The organism is Streptomyces sp. JK94 (genome assembly GCF_053613315.1).
Genome location: NZ_JBSICH010000034.1, coordinates 26476 through 42487, shown reverse-complemented (window position 1 = coordinate 42487; position 16012 = coordinate 26476). Strand labels below are relative to the sequence as shown.

At 73.1% G+C, this 16012-nt stretch carries 14 protein-coding genes and 1 pseudogene; 7 read left to right on the top strand and 8 right to left on the bottom strand.

Features of this window, described 5'->3' with window-relative positions; translation table 11 throughout:
- The first annotated feature begins 74 nt into the window (after positions 1-74).
- Complete coding sequence (locus ACVV2G_RS26270; RefSeq protein ID WP_453845235.1) at positions 75-2915, top strand: penicillin acylase family protein; 2841 nt, start codon at positions 75-77, stop codon at positions 2913-2915.
- A gap of 48 nt (positions 2916-2963) precedes the next feature.
- On the opposite strand, the gene ACVV2G_RS26265 is transcribed toward ACVV2G_RS26270, so the two are convergent.
- Positions 2964-4220: an exo-beta-N-acetylmuramidase NamZ family protein gene (locus ACVV2G_RS26265; RefSeq protein ID WP_453845234.1), complete on the bottom strand. Its 1257-nt coding sequence runs from the start codon at positions 4218-4220 to the stop codon at positions 2964-2966.
- A 172-nt stretch (positions 4221-4392) separates the two neighbouring features.
- On the opposite strand from ACVV2G_RS26265, the gene ACVV2G_RS26260 reads away from it, so the two are divergent.
- From ACVV2G_RS26260 to ACVV2G_RS26250, 3 genes are read left to right on the top strand one after another with little or no spacing between them, the layout of a single operon-like run.
- A complete protein-coding gene (locus tag ACVV2G_RS26260) occupies positions 4393-5163 on the top strand; it encodes an SDR family oxidoreductase (RefSeq protein WP_453845233.1) in 771 nt (256 codons plus the stop codon).
- Entirely contained in the window at positions 5160-6830 is a 1671-nt protein-coding gene (locus tag ACVV2G_RS26255) for a class I adenylate-forming enzyme family protein (RefSeq protein ID WP_453845232.1), read from the top strand. The genes ACVV2G_RS26260 and ACVV2G_RS26255 overlap by 4 nt, the downstream gene beginning before the upstream one ends.
- 34 nt (positions 6831-6864) lie before the next feature.
- Positions 6865-7458: a TetR/AcrR family transcriptional regulator gene (locus ACVV2G_RS26250; protein WP_453845231.1), complete on the top strand. Its 594-nt coding sequence runs from the start codon at positions 6865-6867 to the stop codon at positions 7456-7458.
- Between the two features lie 37 nt (positions 7459-7495).
- Here the strand turns inward: ACVV2G_RS26250 and ACVV2G_RS26245 are convergent, their stop codons facing one another.
- The 3 genes from ACVV2G_RS26245 to ACVV2G_RS26235 form a co-directional block, all read right to left on the bottom strand.
- Positions 7496-8710 carry an acyl-CoA dehydrogenase family protein gene (locus ACVV2G_RS26245; RefSeq protein ID WP_453845230.1) on the bottom strand — a complete coding sequence of 405 codons (1215 nt, stop codon included), beginning with the start codon at positions 8708-8710 and terminating at the stop codon, positions 7496-7498.
- Between the two features lie 6 nt (positions 8711-8716).
- The gene (locus ACVV2G_RS26240) at positions 8717-9739 is read right to left on the bottom strand and encodes a phosphotransferase family protein (protein ID WP_453845315.1); all 1023 of its coding nucleotides are present in this window, start codon (positions 9737-9739) and stop codon (positions 8717-8719) included.
- Positions 9740-9919: 180 nt separating this feature from the next.
- Entirely contained in the window at positions 9920-10216 is a 297-nt protein-coding gene (locus ACVV2G_RS26235) for a hypothetical protein (protein WP_453845229.1), read from the bottom strand.
- A 73-nt stretch (positions 10217-10289) separates the two neighbouring features.
- Between ACVV2G_RS26235 and ACVV2G_RS26230 the strand changes: the two genes are divergently transcribed.
- Positions 10290-11234, top strand: coding sequence for an NADP-dependent oxidoreductase (locus tag ACVV2G_RS26230; RefSeq protein WP_453845228.1), 945 nt, complete (start codon positions 10290-10292; stop codon positions 11232-11234).
- Between the two features lie 133 nt (positions 11235-11367).
- Here the strand turns inward: ACVV2G_RS26230 and ACVV2G_RS26225 are convergent, their stop codons facing one another.
- The 3 genes from ACVV2G_RS26225 to ACVV2G_RS26215 all read right to left on the bottom strand — a co-directional run bounded on the left by ACVV2G_RS26225 (position 11368) and on the right by ACVV2G_RS26215 (position 12838).
- Complete coding sequence (locus ACVV2G_RS26225) at positions 11368-11709, bottom strand: DUF202 domain-containing protein (protein WP_453845227.1); 342 nt, start codon at positions 11707-11709, stop codon at positions 11368-11370.
- Between the two features lie 2 nt (positions 11710-11711).
- Complete coding sequence (locus ACVV2G_RS26220; protein WP_453845226.1) at positions 11712-12104, bottom strand: YidH family protein; 393 nt, start codon at positions 12102-12104, stop codon at positions 11712-11714.
- A gap of 224 nt (positions 12105-12328) precedes the next feature.
- Positions 12329-12838, bottom strand: coding sequence for an NUDIX hydrolase (locus tag ACVV2G_RS26215; RefSeq protein ID WP_453845225.1), 510 nt, complete (start codon positions 12836-12838; stop codon positions 12329-12331).
- Positions 12839-13137: 299 nt separating this feature from the next.
- Between ACVV2G_RS26215 and ACVV2G_RS26210 the strand changes: the two genes are divergently transcribed.
- Together ACVV2G_RS26210 and ACVV2G_RS26205 are read left to right on the top strand one after the other, a co-directional pair.
- A complete protein-coding gene (locus ACVV2G_RS26210; protein ID WP_453845224.1) occupies positions 13138-14088 on the top strand; it encodes a hypothetical protein in 951 nt (316 codons plus the stop codon).
- 79 nt (positions 14089-14167) lie between these two features.
- A pseudogene (locus ACVV2G_RS26205) lies at positions 14168-14506 on the top strand (amino acid permease); the annotation flags it as partial.
- Positions 14507-14548: 42 nt separating this feature from the next.
- Here ACVV2G_RS26205 and ACVV2G_RS26200 read toward each other — a convergent pair.
- Positions 14549-15946: a GntP family permease gene (locus tag ACVV2G_RS26200; RefSeq protein ID WP_453845223.1), complete on the bottom strand. Its 1398-nt coding sequence runs from the start codon at positions 15944-15946 to the stop codon at positions 14549-14551.
- Positions 15947-16012: the final 66 nt, after the last annotated feature.

Sequence of the window (16012 nt, the reverse complement as noted above, 5' to 3'; positions counted from 1 at the left end):
GTGACGCATGTTCATCTTCCTGTGCGGGGATACCGGCGGTAACGTCCGGCCCATCCCCGTCGGGAGGAGCTGCCATGCCACGGCGCACCCCACGCAACGCCCTCGACAGACTGAGAACTCCCCGCGGCTTCCACGGGTTCCTGAAGGGCGCTTCCGTATGCGCCCTCGTCGCCGGTCTTTTGTCCCCGCTTTCCCCCGCGATGGCCGCCGGAACGGGCCCCGGCCCGGACAACACCCCGAAACCGGCCACCGGAACGACCGCCGCGACGACCGCCGCGGCGGCGGACGACCACTGCGGCGGCCAGTGCTCCGACATCCTGCCGCCCGGTCAGAACGGCAACGCCACCCTCGCCCAGATCCTCCTCAACCAGGCCTTCGGCACCCGGCCCGCCCACGCCGAGGACCAGCTCGGGCCCTACGCGAACCTCGCCACCGGCTACTCCGGCCTCACCAACGACAAGATCAACGACTTCTTCAACGACGCCTCGTTCGGTGTCCCCGCCGGCCAGGTCGCCTCGACCGTCCGCCCCGCCGGACGCGACGACGTGACCATCGTCCGCGACAAGAAGACGGGCGTGCCGCACATCACCGGCACCACCCGCTACGGCACCGAGTTCGGCGCCGGCTACGCGGCGGCCCAGGACCGGCTGTGGCTGATGGACCTCTTCCGGCACGTCGGACGCGGCCAGTTGACCCCCTTCGCCGGCGGTGCCCCCGCCAACCAGGGCCTGGAGCAGCAGTTCTGGCGCAGCGCCCCGTACACCGAGGCCGACCTCGAGGCGCAGATCCTCGGCGCCGCCGCCAAGGCCGGTGAGCGCGGCGAGCTGGCCCTGGCCGACGTGGACGCCTACGTCGCCGGCATCAACGCCTACATCGACGCCTCCGACAAGGGCCGCTACTTCCCCGGCGAGTACGTCCTGACCGGCCACAAGGACGCCCTCACCAACGCGGGCACCATCGAGCGCTTCCAGCGCACCGACCTGATCGCCCTGGCCTCCGTCATCGGCTCCCTCTTCGGCGCGGGAGGCGGCGGCGAGGTCGCCAACGCCCTCTCGCTGCTCGCCGCCCAGGAGAAACACGGCGTCGCCGAGGGGACGAAGGTCTGGGAGTCCTTCCGGCAGCGCAACGACCCCGAGGCGGTCCTCACCCAGCAGACCGGCAGCTTCCCGTACCTGCCCAGGCCCGACGACCCGCAGGGCCGCGCCCTGCCCGACGCCGGTTCGGTCACGGCCGAGCCGCTGGTGCACGACCGCACGGGCGGCGCGGCCGGCCCGGGCGCGACCGGCGCCTCCGCCACGGCGGCGGACGCGGCCGTCTCCTCGGCCCGGCGCGGCATGTCCAACGCCCTCGTGGTCAGCGGCGAGCACACCGCGAGCGGCCACCCGGTCGCCGTCTTCGGCCCGCAGACCGGCTACTTCGCCCCCCAGCTCCTCATGCTCCAGGAGATCCAGGGCCCCGGCATCAGCGCCCGCGGCGCCTCCTTCGCGGGCCTGAGCATGTACGTCGAACTCGGCCGCGGCCAGGACTACGCGTGGAGCGCGACCACCTCCGGCCAGGACATCATCGACACCTACGCCGTCGAGCTGTGCCGGGACGACTACCACTACCTCCACCGCGGCACCTGCACGCCGATGGAGAAGATCGAGCGCAGGAACGCCTGGAAACCGACCGTCGCCGACTCCACCGCGGCCGGCTCCTACACGATGCGGGTCTGGCGCACGGAGTACGGCCCGGTCGAGTACCGCGCCACGGTCGGCGGGAAGAAGGTCGCCTACACCACGCTGCGGTCCTCGTACCTGCACGAGGCCGACTCGATCATCGGCTTCCAGATGCTCAACGACCCGGACTACCTGAACGGCCCGGAGCGTTTCCAGAGCGCCGTCCAGCACATCAACTACACCTTCAACTGGTTCTACGCCGACTCCGAGCGCACCGCGTACTACAACAGCGGCGACAACCCGGTACGGGCGGAAGGCGTCGACGCCGACTTCCCGGTCTGGGCGCGCCCGCCGTACGAGTGGGCGGACTGGGACCCGGCCGCCAACACCGCCCGCTACACGCCCGCGTCGGCCCACCCCCGGTCGGTCGACCAGGACTACTACGTGTCCTGGAACAACAAACAGGCCAGGGACTACACCACCGCCCCCTGGGGCAACGGCTCGGTCCACCGCGGCAACCTGCTCGACGACCGCGTGAAGGACCTGGTCGCCGGGGGCGGCGTCACCCGGGCCGCGCTGGTGAGGGCCATGGCGGAGGCGGGCCTCGCCGACCTGCGGGCCGAGGGCGTACTGCCGGACCTGCTGAAGGTGATCGACTCCGCGCCGGTCGCCGAGCCCGCGGTGAAGACCGCCGTGGACCGGCTCAAGGCGTGGCGGGCGGCGGGCGGCCTGCGCACGGAGACGTCGGCCGGCTCGAAGAAGTACGCCCACGCCGACGCGATCCGTACGCTGGACGCCTGGTGGCCGCTGCTGGTGAAGGCCATGTTCGAACCCGGCCTGGGCAGCGGCCTGTACACCGCCTTCACCCGCAACCTCCCCGTCGACGAGTCCCCGTCCGCCGCCCACGGACCGACCGGCGCGCACGCCGGCAGCGCCTTCCAGTACGGCTGGTGGAGCTACGTCGACAAGGACGTCCGGGCCGTGCTCGGTGAGCCCGTCAAGGGCCCCCTGGCCCGCGCGTACTGCGGGGGCGGCGACCTCGCCGCCTGCCGGGACACCCTGCTGGCCACCCTGGGGGAGGCGGCGGGCCGGACGTCCGCCCAGGTCTATCCCGGTGACGAGAACTGCGCGGCGGGCGACCAGTGGTGCGCCGACTCCGTGATCCACCGCACCCTCGGCGGCATCCGGCACGGCGGGATCGGCTGGCAGAACCGGCCGACCTACCAGCAGGTCGTGGAGTTCACGTCGCACCGGTGACGGGCCGGGCGCGGCCTCACCCGTAGCGGAGGCACGGGCGGCGCGGACTCACCCGTAAAGGAGGTACTGGCGGCGCTTCCTCCGGAACGCCGCCAGTTCCCGCTCCCAGCCGCCCACCACCTCGTCGGTGTCCGCGCCCGCGTCGATCATCGTCCGGACCTGCGTGGAGCCGGTGAGCCTGTCGATCCAGTGGTCCGGCCGCCAGGCGAAACCCTCCCAGGTCCGCTTCGCGGTCACCAGAAGGGCGATCCCCATGCGCACCGGGTCGAGGGCGGCCCGGTCGTGCACGTGGATCTGCACACCCCCGACGGTCCTCCCCTGGAACTTGGAGAAGGTGGGCGTGAAGTACGCCTCCCTGAAGCGCACACCCGGCAGGCCGAGCCCGTTCGCGGCGGCGGCCCAGCTCCCGTCGACGCCCTCGGCCCCGAGCAGTTCGAAGGGGCGGGTGGTGCCGCGCCCCTCGGACAGGTTCGTGCCCTCGAACAGGCACGTCCCCGCGTACACCAGCGCGCACTCCGGCGTCGGCATGTTGGGGCTCGGCGGCACCCAGGGCAGCCCGGAGGCGTCGTAGAACTCCGAGCGCTTCCAGCCCGACATCCGCACCGTCTCCAGCGGCACCGGCGACGCCAGGAACTCGCCGTTGAACAGCCGCGCCAGCTCGGCGACCGTCATGCCGTGCGCCTGCGCGATCGGCCGCCGGCCGACGAAGGAGGCGAACTCCTCGTGCAGGACCGGCCCGAGGGCCGCCCGCCCGGTCACCGGGTTGGGCCGGTCCAGGACGACGAACCGCCTGCCCGCGAGCCGCGCCGCCTCCATGCAGTCGAACAGCGTCCAGATGTACGTGTAGAAGCGCGCGCCGACGTCCTGGATGTCGAAGACGACGGTGTCCACGCCGGACGCCGTGAAGACGTCGGCCAGGGGCTGCCCGCTCTTCTGGTACGTGTCGTAGACCGGCAGCCCGGTCGCGGGGTCGTCGTACCGGCCCTCGGAACCGCCCGCCTGCGCGGTGCCGCGGAAGCCGTGCTCGGGACCGAAGACGGCCGTCAGGTCCACCCGGTCGTCGGCGTGCATGACGTCGACCACGTGGCGCACGTCCCGGGTGACGCCGGTCGGGTTGGTGACGACGCCGACCCGCTGCCCGTCCAGCAGGGCGTAGCCGTCGTCGGCGAGGCGTTCGAAGCCGGTGCGCAGCCGGCGGCCGCCGTGACCGTCGGGGGCCGCCTGCGCCGTGCCGGCCGCGGAGGCCGTTGTGGTGGCCGCCACCGCGGCCGTGGTGGCGAGCAGGGACCGTCTGGACAGCGTCATGCGGTGACCTCCGTGATCGCGGCGGGTGTCATGCGCACGCACGCTAACCCGCGTCCCCGTCCGCGCGGAACGAGGCGAACCGCGGTTCGCCCCTTCCGCCGTACATACCGACTGGTTAGTCTGACGCAGCAACGGGGAGCCAGCAGAGCCCGAGCCGTGTCGAAGGAGACCGATGGTGGAAGCCGTGCAGGATGCCGGAGTCGTGGTCACCGGGGCGGGAGGCGGCATCGGTGCCGCGCTGGCCCGCCGCTTCGCGGCCGAGGGGGCCCGGGTCGTCGTCAACGACCTGGACGCCGGCCGGGCTAAGGCCGTCGCCGACGAGATCGGCGGCATCGCGCTCCCGGGCGACGCCTCGGCGGTCGTCGCCGAGGCCCGTGAGGCGCTGGACGGCAGGGTGGACGTGTACTGCGCCAACGCGGGCGTCGGCTCCGGAGGCACGGAGGCGGCCGACGAGGCCGTCTGGGCACTCGCCTGGGACGTCAACGTCATGGCGCACGTGCGGGCGGCCCACGAGCTGATCCCCGACTGGCTGGAGCGCGGCAGCGGCCGGTTCGTCTCCACCGTCTCGGCCGCCGGACTGCTCACCATGATCGGCGCCGCGCCCTACAGCGTCACCAAGCACGGCGCCTACGCCTTCGCCGAGTGGCTGTCCCTGACCTACCGCCACCGCGGGATCAAGGTCCACGCCATCTGCCCGCAGGGCGTGCGCACCGACATGCTCACCGCGAGCGGCAGCGCGGGCGACCTGGTGCTCGCGCCGACCGCCATCGACCCCGAGGACGTGGCGACCGCCCTCTTCCGGGGCATCGAGGAGGACCGGTTCCTGGTCCTCCCGCACCCCGAGGTCGCCGAGTACTACCAGGCCCGCGCCACCGAGCCGGACCGCTGGCTGCACGGCATGAACCGGCTCCAGCGGCAGTGGGAGGAGGCGACGGCCCGGTGACCGGCTCCCGCTACGCGGCCAAGCCCTGGCTGGACCTGCTGACCGACGTCCAGAAGGCGCCGCTCGCCCCGGAGCCCTCCCTGGTGCACTCCCTGCGCCGGGCCGCCGCCGAGGCCCCCGACCGGGCCTTCCTCGCCTACTTCGACGGCCGCCTCACCTACCGCGAGGTGGACGAGCTGAGCGACTCCGTCGCCGGGCACCTCGCCGCCCGGGGCCTGGAGCACGGCGACCGGGTGGCGGTCCTGCTGCAGAACTCGCCGCACTTCGTGCTCGCCGTGCTGGGCGCCTGGAAGGCCGGCGCGGTGGTCGTGCCCGTCAACCCCATGTACAAGGCGGGCGAGGTCGGGCACGTCCTGCGGGACGGCGAGGTGGCCGCCCTGGTCTGCTCCGACCGGGCCTGGGAGTCGTACCTGCGCGAGACGGCCGCCGACTCGCCGGTGCGGATCGTGCTCACCGGCTGCGAGCTGGACTTCCAGAGCCGCCGGGACGCGCGCGTGCTGGCGTTCGAGCGGCTGCCCCCGGCCGCCGACGCCGACGACCTCGTGGAGGCGGCCCGCGCCGGCCACAGGGCGCCCGAGGACCGCGACCCGGGCCCCGACGGCACCGCGCTCATCAGCTACACCTCGGGCACCAGCGGCACGCCCAAGGGCGCCACCAACACGCACCGCAACATCATGTACAACGCCGAGCGGCAGCGCACCGGGCTCGGCCTGCCCGAGGCGCCCGTCTACTTCGCGCTGGCGCCGCTGTTCCACATCACCGGCATGGTCTGCGAGTTCGGTGCCTGCCTGAACAGTGTGGGCACCCTCGTCCTGGCGTACCGCTTCGAGGCGGGCGTCGTGCTGGACGCGTTCGCGGAGCACCGGCCGCACTACACGGTCGGCCCCTCCACCGCCTTCATGGCGCTGGCAGCCCATCCGGCCGTCACCCGCGCGCACTTCGCGTCCTTCACGAACATCTCCTCCGGCGGCGCCCCGCTGCCCCCCGCCCTGGTGGAGAAGTTCCGGGCCGGCTTCGGACCGTACATCCGCAACGGCTACGGGCTGACCGAGTGCACGGCCCCCTGCGCCTCCGTCCCGCCCCACCTGGAGGCGCCCGTCGACCCGGTCTCCGGGACCCTCGCCGTCGGCGTGCCCGGCCCCGAGAGCGTCGTCCGGATCGTCGACGAGCAGGGCGCGGAGGTGCCCTTCGGGGAGCACGGCGAGATCGTCGTGAGCGGCCCGCAGGTCGTACCCGGCTACTGGCGCCGCCCCGACGCCACCGCCGAGACCTTCCCCGGCGGCGAGCTGCGCACCGGTGACATCGGCTTCATGGACGCCCAGGGGTGGCTCTACGTCGTCGACCGCAAGAAGGACATGATCAACGCCTCCGGCTTCAAGGTCTGGCCGCGCGAGGTGGAGGATGTGCTCTACACCCACCCGGCGGTGCGCGAGGCCGCCGTCTTCGGCGTGCCCGACGGGTACCGAGGGGAGACCGTCAAGGCGTACATCAGCCTCCGTCCGGGCGCCGAGGCGGACCCGGACGCGCTCGCCGCGTACTGCGCGGAGAAACTGGCCGCCTACAAGTATCCGCGCCAGGTGGAGATCCTGCCCGAGCTGCCGAAGACGGCGAGTGGCAAGATCCTTCGTCGGGAACTGCGTTCCCGCGCGCATCAGGACGAACGGTGAACGGACACTGAAAACGGAAAGGCAGGTGACGGCAGTGCCCAGGACCACGGACGGGGACGGCACTCCGGTGCCGCAGCGGCTCCTGGCCGCCGCCACCCGGCTCTTCGCAGAGCAGGGCTACGACCGCACCTCGGTACAGGAGATCGTGGAGGCGGCCGGCGTCACCAAGGGCGCGCTGTACCACTACTTCGGCTCCAAGGACGACCTGCTGCACGAGGTGTACGCGCGCGTCCTGCGCCTCCAGCAGGAACGCCTGGACGCCTTCGCGGGGTCCGACGAGCCGGTCGAGAAGCGGGTGCGGGACGCGGCGGCCGACGTCGTCGTCACGACCATCGACAACCTCGACGACGCGTCGATCTTCTTCCGCTCCATGCACCAGCTGAGCCCGGAGAAGAACAGGCAGGTACGCGCGGAGCGCCGGCGCTACCACGAACGCTTCCGCGCCCTGATCGAGGAGGGCCAGCGGGCCGGCGTCTTCACCAAGGAGGCCCCGGCGGACCTCGTGGTGGACTACCACTTCGGCTCCGTCCACCACCTGTCCACCTGGTACCGCCCCGACGGGCCGCTCGGCCCGCAGGAAGTGGCCGACCACCTGGCCGACCTGCTGCTGCGGGCACTGCGCCCGTGAGGTGACGCCCCCGGCTCCCCGGGGGCGTCGTCGCGTCTCAGAGGTACTTCTTGATCTCCCGGCGCGCCAGCGAGCGCTGGTGCACCTCGTCCGGGCCGTCGGCGATCATCAGGGTCCGGGCTCCGGCATACAGTTCGGCCAGCGGGAAGTCCTGGCTCACGCCGCCCGCGCCGTGCAGCTGGATGGCCCGGTCGATGATGTCGACCACCGCGCGGGGCGTGGCGATCTTGATGGCCTGGATCTCGGTGTGGGCGCCCCGGTTGCCGACGGTGTCCATCAGCCAGGCGGTCTTCAGCACCAGGAGCCGCAGCTGCTCCACGGTGACCCGCGCGTCCGCGATCCAGTTGTGCACGACGCCCTGCTGGGCCAGCGCCTTGCCGAAGGCGGTCCGGTCCACCGCCCGACGGCACATCAGCTCGATCGCCCGCTCGGCCATGCCGATCAGCCGCATGCAGTGGTGGATGCGGCCCGGACCCAGGCGGGCCTGGGCGATGGCGAACCCGCCGCCCTCCTCGCCGATCAGGTTCGACACCGGCACGCGCGCGTGGTCGAAGGTCACTTCGGCGTGGCCGCCGTGGGAGTGGTCCTCGTAACCGAAGACCTGCATGGCCCGGTCGACGGTGACGCCGGGCGTGTCGCGCGGGACCAGCACCATCGACTGCTGGCGGCGGATGTCCTCGCCGGCCGGGTCGGTCTTGCCCATCACGATGAAGATCCGGCAGTCCGGGTTCATCGCCCCGGAGATGTACCACTTGCGGCCCGTGACGACGTACTCGTCGCCGTCGCGCTCGATGTGCGTGGTGATGTTGGTGGCGTCCGAGGAGGCCACGTCCGGCTCGGTCATCGCGAACGCCGAGCGGATCTCACCGGCGAGCAGCGGCTGGAGCCACTGCTTCTTCTGCGCCTCGTCGGCGAACTGGGCCAGCACCTCCATGTTCCCGGTGTCCGGCGCCGCGCAGTTCGTCGCCGTCGGCGCCAGCTGCGGACTGCGGCCGGTGATCTCGGCGAGCGGCGCGTACTGGAGGTTGGTGAGGCCGGCGCCGTGCTCGGCGTCGGGCAGGAAGAGGTTCCACAGGCCCTGGCGGCGGGCCTCGGCCTTGAGGTCCTCGACGACCTGCGGGGTGTCCCACGGCGAGGCGAGGCGGGCGCGCTGCTCGTGGGCGACCTGCTCGGCCGGATGGACGTGCTCGTCCATGAAGGCGAGCAGCCTGGCGCGGAGTTCCTCGGTGCGTGCGTCGAACGCGAAGTCCATGGCGGGTCAGTCCTCCTGGAGGGTGGTCAGGCCGTGCTCGATGAAGACGGGGACGAGATCGCCGATGCGGTCGAAACCGCGGCCGACCGTCTGGCCCAGCGTGTAGCGGTAGTGGATGCCCTCCAGGATCACGGCGAGCTTGAACCAGGCGAACGCCGTGTACCAGGCGACGCCGGACACGTCGCGCCCCGAGCGCGCGGCGTACCGCTCGATCAGCTCGGACGGCGCGGGGTGGCCGGGGGCCTGGGCGGTGGTGGAGACGGGGGAGTCGGGCATGCCGAGCGGCCTGCTGTACATCACCAGCAGGCCGAGGTCGGTGAGCGGGTCGCCGAGCGTGGACATCTCCCAGTCGAGGACCGCCTTGATCTCGTCGCCGTCGCCGATCAGCACGTTGTCGAGGCGGTAGTCGCCGTGCACGACCGCCGGGGCCGGGGAGCGGGGCAGCTCCCGGCCGAGCGTGGCGTGCAGTTCGTCGATGCCGGCCAGGTCGCGGTTGCGGGAGGCGTCCAGTTGCTTGGCCCAGCGCCGCAGCTGCCGGTCCAGGAAGCCCTCGGGGCGGCCGAAGTCCGCGAGACCCGCCTCGGCGGGGTCCACCGCGTGCAGTTCGACGAGCGTGTCGACCAGGTTGAGCACGGCGGAGCGGGTGCGCTCGGGGCCGAGCGGGGCGAGCTGGCCGGCGGTGCGGTACGGGGTGCCCTCGACGAACTCCATGACGTAGAAGGGCGCCCCGAGGACCTCCTCGTCCTCGCAGAGGAGGACGGTGCCCGGTACCGGCACCCTCGTCGGGTGCAGGGCGCTGATGACGCGGTGCTCGCGCTTCATGTCGTGCGCGGTGGCCAGGACGTGGCCGAGCGGGGGGCGTCGTACGACCCAGCGCGCGGTGCCGTCCGAGACCGCGTAGGTGAGGTTCGACCGTCCGCCCTCGATCAGCCGGCCGGACAGCGGGCCGGTCACCAGTCCGGGCCGCTCGCGGTCGAGCAGGCCGCGCAACCGGTCGAGATCGAGTCCGGGCGGGTGGTCGGGGCTCATCATCGCTCCTACGGGCAGGCGAACAGTACCCGAGTCATGATGCCGACCAGTCGGTATGCCGTCCAGTGGGCGAACCGGACGTGATCGGCGCCACGACGGGCCGACGGCTCCCGGCACGGGGGTGCCGGGAGCCGTCGGCGGTGCCCGGGGGCCGGGCCGGAGCGAGCGGCGGACCGTCGGTCAGTGGTCGTCCCAGTGGCCGTCGTGCGCGGCGTGCCGGTGGCCGTCGTGGAGGTAGTCGACGTGGTCGCCGTGGCGCACGCGCGCGTGCCCGCAGTTCTCGTCGTGGCGGTGCTCGTGACTCTCGTGCGCGGTGTGCCCGGAGGGCTCGCACTCGTCCCAGTGGCCGCCGTGCGCGCGGTGCAGGTGTCCGTCGTGCGCGTAGTCGACGTGGTCGCCGTGCGGCACCTCGGCGTGCCCGCAGGCGGGGCCGTGGGCGTGGTCGTGGGCCGTGTGTTCCTGGTGGAGAGTGGTCATGGCGCTCACCTCAACGGCGTATATGCGGACATTCGGCTTGCGTGGCGCCCGGGTACCCCGGAGGGTCGGAGCCATGAAGGCGATCAGTTACGCACGGTACGGCGGCCCCGAGGTGCTGGAGTACGGCGAGGTCCGCGATCCGCGGGTCGGGCCCGACTCGGTTCTGGTGAAGGTGCGGGCCGCCGCCGTCAACCCCGTCGACTGGAAGTGCCGGGACGGCCACCTCGACGCGCTGCTCCAGCCCGTCTTCCCGGTGGTCCCCGGGTGGGACCTCTCGGGAGTCGTCGTGCGGCCCGGGGCGTCCGTCACGGAGTTCGCGGCCGGGGACGAGGTCATCGGCTACGTCCGTGAGGACTTCCTCTCCCGCGGGACCTTCGCCGAGTACGTGGCGGCGCCCGTGCGCACCCTCGCGCGCAAGCCGCGCAACCTCACCCACGAGGAGGCGGCCGGCCTGCCGCTGACCGGGCTGACCGCGTACCAGGTGCTGCTGAAGGCGCTGCGGGTGCAACGGGGTGAGACCGTCCTGGTGCACGCCGCCGCGGGCGGGGTGGGCTCGATCGCCGTCCAGCTGGGGCGGCATCTGGGGGCGCGGGTGGTCGGTACGGCCGGCGAGCACCACCACGACTTCGTGCGGGCGCTGGGCGGGGAGCCGGTGGCGTACGGGGAGGGACTGGCCGAGCGGGTGCGGGGACTGGCGCCCGAGGGCGTGGACGCGGTGTTCGACACGGTCGGCGGCGAGACGCTGACGGTCTCGGCGAACCTGCTGGCCCCCGGGGGCCGGCTGGTGTCGATCGCCGACGCGGACGTCGTCGGCTACGGCGGGCGGTACTGCTTCGTGCGCCCCGACGCGGACGACCTGCTGCGGCTGACCGAGCTGGCGGAGCAGGGGGTCGTGACCGTGCACGTGTCGGAGACGTTCCCGCTGGAACGGGCGGCGGACGCGCACCGGCGCAGCCAGGAGGGGCACACGCGGGGGAAGATCGTGGTGACGGTGGACGGGGAGGAAGGCCGGACGTGACGGTGGGCCGCGGAGGAGGACCGTGGTGATGGCGCATGGGGAGGAAGACCGTGGTGACGGTGGACGGGGAGGCGGGCCGGGCGTGACGGTGGGCCGCGCGGGACAGGGGCCTGGTGGTCGGCCGCGCGGGGCCCTAGAGGACGAGGAAGGCGCCGCACACCGCGAGCGCGACCGTGCACAGGGTCGCCGCCGTGGCGTACCGGGGGGTCAGCGCGCGGGGCCGGCCGGTTGCGGCGAGGGTGCGGATGCGGGCGTGGGCGAGGCGCAGGAAGACCAGCCAGAGCGCGCAGCACAGGGCGGCGGCGACGATCGAGGCCGGGCTCGGGCCCCCGTGCAGCGCGGCCTTCGCCGCGAGCACGGCGGCCACGGTGCCCGACAGGGTCGTCCGGCGCCAGGCGAGCCGGGTGCGTTCGGGCTGGAGGCCGGGGTCGCGCGCGGGGACGGCGGGTTCGGCGCCGGGGGCGTCGGCGCTCACGCTCAGCCCTCCCAGTCGACGAGGACCACGACGACCATGACCACGGCGACCACGGCGACGACCAGGCTGAGCAGGACCGGGAAGCGGGAGACCGGAAGGTCCTCGCCGCGACGCATGGCCCGCTCGCAGCGCACCCAGTGGTTCACGGCGCGCAGCGAGCAGAGCACGCCGGCCGCGAGCAGGGCGAGGGCGAGACCCACCCGCCAGCCCCAGCGCAGGTCGGGCAGGAACTGGTCCACGGCGAAACCGCCGCCGACCAGGGCGAGAGCCGTGCGCAGCCAGGCCAGGAAAGTGCGTTCGTTGGCGAGCGAGAACCGGTAGTCGGGGGTGCCGCCCTCCTGCCGGACCTCCCCGGGGGCGAACCAGAGCCGGACGTTCCGCACGAATTCGATCACTCGGGAACCCTATCGGGCGGGCGGCTGCGGTGGCCGGTGAGGGCGGCCCCCGGGCGCTTCCGTCCTCTTCCCGCCGTATGCGGGGCCCCCGCGACTGCGGAGGGTCGTGCCGCCGGGGAGCCCCGCGGCCACCGGCCCCCTCGTCCGCCCGCCTGCCCGCCCGCACCGGCACGCGCGCGGGACGCCCGCCGGTCCCTCCGGCGGCGTACACCCCCTCGCCTCCGTCACCCCCGCCGGGCCCGCAACCGCGCGTACGCCGCCAGACCGTCCGGCACCCACTCCCACTCCCCGAGCCGGCGCTCCAGCTCCGTCTCCGTCAGGAAGCCGTGCCAGGCCACCTCCTCCACCTGCGGGGCGACCGGCCCCTCGCAACGCACCTCGTACACCGCCGACCACCAGCTCCGGCCGGCGCCGTCGTCGTAGAGGAACGTGAAGAGGTGCTCCGGCCGCGGCAGCCGGGTCACCCCCAGCTCCTCCCGTGCCTCCCGCAGCGCCGCGTCGTCGTAGGACTCGCCCGCGCCCACCACGCCGCCGACGAACATGTCGTACAGGGACGGGAACACCAGCTTCACCGCCGTGCGGCGGTGGACGAAGACGCGGTCCCGGGCGTCCCGCGCGTACACGAACACGCAGCGGTGGCGCAGTCCCCGCGCGTACACGTCGCCCCGCCGGGCCTGCCCGACGACGTGGTCGTTCTCGTCGACGACGTCGAGGATCTCGTCAGCAGCGCTCATGCCTGCATCCAAGCAGCGCCGCCCGTCCGGTGCCGTCGCGGGTCCCGCGCGCCCGCCCCCGCCCTGCGGCACGGCCGGACACAGACCCTTCAGGCGGCGGGGAGCGGGGAAGCCGCCCGGCGCGGGCGGGGGAGCGGCGTGAGAATGGCCGACAAGTGCCCCTGCCGACACGGGGGTTGACGCGTGTAAACGGTCTGTCGGCGCTTGACGCCAAGCCTTGGCCGCGGGTTTGCTGAGCGTGATCAGTTCATGGCAACCGGCTACGACGACCTACCGTGTCGCGTGAGGAAGTTCCCGCGGTGTCCCCACCTCCGCCTCCCCTCGGCCGCGGCCGAGGACGCGCCGCCCAGGTCTTCGACGAAGCCCTCGACGACGCCGAACTCGTCACCGCCCGGGCCGCGTTGGCCCAGGGCCGCTGGCAGCCCGCCCGCTCCCTGCTGCTCCACACGGGCGACGACTGGGACCGCAGGGGACACCGGGTGTCCGTCCTCGCCAAGCAGCCCTACTGCACCGCCTGGGCCCGCGAGTGGCTGCTCGCCGAACCAGACTCGCCCGACGCCCCGGTCCTGCTCGCCTTCGCCCAGGTCCACCGCGCCCTGCGCGGCAAGGAGAAGGCGGACCGGGTCCGGACGGTGTGCCGGGACGCGGCCGCGCTCGTCCCGGACGATCCCACGCCTTGGCTCGGACTCCTCGCACTGGAACGCTCGCTGGGCACGGACGACGAGGTCGTACGCGTCTTCGAGGCGGTGCGCGGCCGGCACCCCGACCACCACCACGCCCACCACCTGATGGTGGCCCGGCTCGCCGAACGCCGCGGCGACGACGGTCCGGACCCGCTGCACGAGGTGTACGACTTCGCGAACTGGGCCGCCGAGCAGGCCCCCGCCGACTCCCCGCTCGCCGTCCTCCCGGTCGTCGCGCACGCCGAGCGCTACCGCGTCCTGGCCGCCGCCGGGCTGGAGCCCGCCGTCCCGGACGCCTCCGGCCACTGGACCGGCCGGCGCGCCCGGCTCGTGATGAAGGCGGCCTTCGACTGGTGGCTGGAGTGGGAGCAGGACGGCCACCCCCGCCGGCTGGTCGACCTCAACTTCCTCGCCCACGCCAAGTCCTGCGAGGGCCGCGGTGCCGAGGCCGCCGCCCTCTTCCACCGCATCGGCGAGCACGCCACGCCCGCTCCGTGGTCGTACCCGGACCGCGACCCGGACCGCGCCTTCCGCACCGCCCGCGCCGGCGCGCTCGGAGCGGCCTGACCCTCCCCGACCACGACGTACAGGAAGAAGGACGTCCCCTGACAAGAAGGACGTCCTCCGACAAGAAGGACGTCCTCCGGTGACCACGGGCAGTTTGCACAGAGGCAGGCCCGCCGGCGGTGGCGCCATCAACACCTGCAAAGGCCAGGAGCGGACGCTGCGCGCCGGCCGGCTGACCGCCGGCGGCCCGCTGCTCTCCGTCCTCGCCGCCACCGCCCCGCTCATGGCGGTCGCGGGCGTCATGCCCACCACCTTGGCGGTGATGGGCGTCGTCGGACAGCCGCTGCTCTTCGTGCTCCTGGGCGTGGTGCCGGTCCTGTTCAGCGTCGGGTACGCCGAGACGAGCCGGCACGTCCACAACGCGGGCGCCTTCTACGCCCGCATCTCCCGACGCGCGCGTGGACCGGCGCCCCGGGGCGGCCGACGGGACACGCCGTACCGCGCGGGGGCCGCCGTACCGCTAGACGACCAGGGACAGCAGCAGGACCAGGGCACCGGCGACGACCGAGATGATCGTCTCCATGACGGACCAGGTCTTGACGGTCTGGCCGACGTCCAGGCCGAAGTACTCCTTCACCAGCCAGAAGCCCGCGTCGTTGACGTGGCTGAAGAAGAGCGAGCCGGCGCCGATGGCCAGGACCAGCAGGGCCGCGTGGGTCATCGACATGTCGGCCGCCAGCGGCGCCACCAGACCGGCCGCCGAGACGGTCGCCACGGTCGCCGAGCCGGTCGCCAGCCGGATCGCCACCGCGATCAGCCAGGCCAGCAGCAGCGCCGGGATCGACCAGTCCTCGGAGATCTCCAGGATCATCCGTCCCACGCCGGAGTCGATCAGCGTCTGCTTGAAACCGCCGCCCGCGCCGACGATCAGCAGGATGCCCGCGATGGGCGCGAGCCCCTTCTCGACCAGGCCCGACAGCCGGTCCTTGCCGAACCCGGCCGGGCGCAGCAGCGTGAAGATGCCGACGATCACCGAGGCGAGCAGGGCGATCAGCGGGTTGCCGACGACGTCGAAGGTGCGCTGCACGAGGTGCTCGGGGTCGTCGACGATGATGTCGACGAGGGCCTTGGCCAGCATCAGCACGACCGGCAGCAGGATCGTGGCCAGGGTCGCGCCGAAGCCGGGGCGCTTCTCCAGGTCCTCGGAGGCGCGCTGCGGGATCATGCGGTCGGGGGCCGGGACGTCCACCCAGCGGGCCGCGTACCGGGAGAACACCGGACCGGCGATGATCACCGTCGGGATGGCGACCAGGACGCCCAGCGCGAGCGTCACACCCAGGTTGGCGCCGATCGCGTCGATCGCGACCAACGGGCCGGGGTGCGGCGGGACCAGGCCGTGCATGACGGACAGGCCGGCCAGCGCCGGGATGCCGATGCGCATCAGCGAGTAGTTGCCGCGCTTGGCGACCATCAGGACGACCGGGATCAGCAGGACGATGCCGACCTCGAAGAACAGCGGCAGTCCGATGACGGAGGCGATCAGCACCATCGTCCACGGCATCGAACGCGGCGTCGCCTTCGCGAGGATGGTGTCCACGATCTGGTCGGCGCCACCGGAGTCGGCGAGCATCTTGCCGAGGATCGCGCCGAGGGCGATCAGTACGCCGACCCCCGCGACGGTGGAGCCGAGCCCGGCGGTGAAGCTGGTGATGACCTTGTCCAGCGGCGCCCCGGCGAACGCGCCGAGCGCCAGCGACCCGATGGTCAGCGACAGGAAGGCGTGCAGCTTGAACTTGGTGATGAGCAGGACGATGACGGCGATGCCCAGGAGCACGGCGATGCCCAGCTGGGCGTGGCCGGCCGAGGTGATGGGCTCGACGGTGTCCGCTGCCAGCATCTCGGCGCTGAGTCTGGTCACGGTGGCTTCCTTGAGGTGATGGGGGCGGGCAGGGCAGGGCCGGACCCAGGCGGGGGTACGGCCCCG

What these genes read in the sequence shown, in the direction of transcription:
- ACVV2G_RS26240 (WP_453845315.1), bottom strand. Translation starts at nt 9,739, where the DNA reads ATGAGCCCCGACCACCCGCCCGGACTCGATCTCGACCGGTTGCGCGGC.
- ACVV2G_RS26260 (WP_453845233.1), top strand. Translation starts at nt 4,393, where the DNA reads ATGGTGGAAGCCGTGCAGGATGCCGGAGTCGTGGTCACCGGGGCGGGA.
- ACVV2G_RS26235 (WP_453845229.1), bottom strand. Translation starts at nt 10,216, where the DNA reads ATGACCACTCTCCACCAGGAACACACGGCCCACGACCACGCCCACGGC.
- ACVV2G_RS26265 (WP_453845234.1), bottom strand. Translation starts at nt 4,220, where the DNA reads ATGACGCTGTCCAGACGGTCCCTGCTCGCCACCACGGCCGCGGTGGCG.
- ACVV2G_RS26245 (WP_453845230.1), bottom strand. Translation starts at nt 8,710, where the DNA reads ATGGACTTCGCGTTCGACGCACGCACCGAGGAACTCCGCGCCAGGCTG.
- ACVV2G_RS26230 (WP_453845228.1), top strand. Translation starts at nt 10,290, where the DNA reads ATGAAGGCGATCAGTTACGCACGGTACGGCGGCCCCGAGGTGCTGGAG.
- ACVV2G_RS26270 (WP_453845235.1), top strand. Translation starts at nt 75, where the DNA reads ATGCCACGGCGCACCCCACGCAACGCCCTCGACAGACTGAGAACTCCC.
- ACVV2G_RS26215 (WP_453845225.1), bottom strand. Translation starts at nt 12,838, where the DNA reads ATGAGCGCTGCTGACGAGATCCTCGACGTCGTCGACGAGAACGACCAC.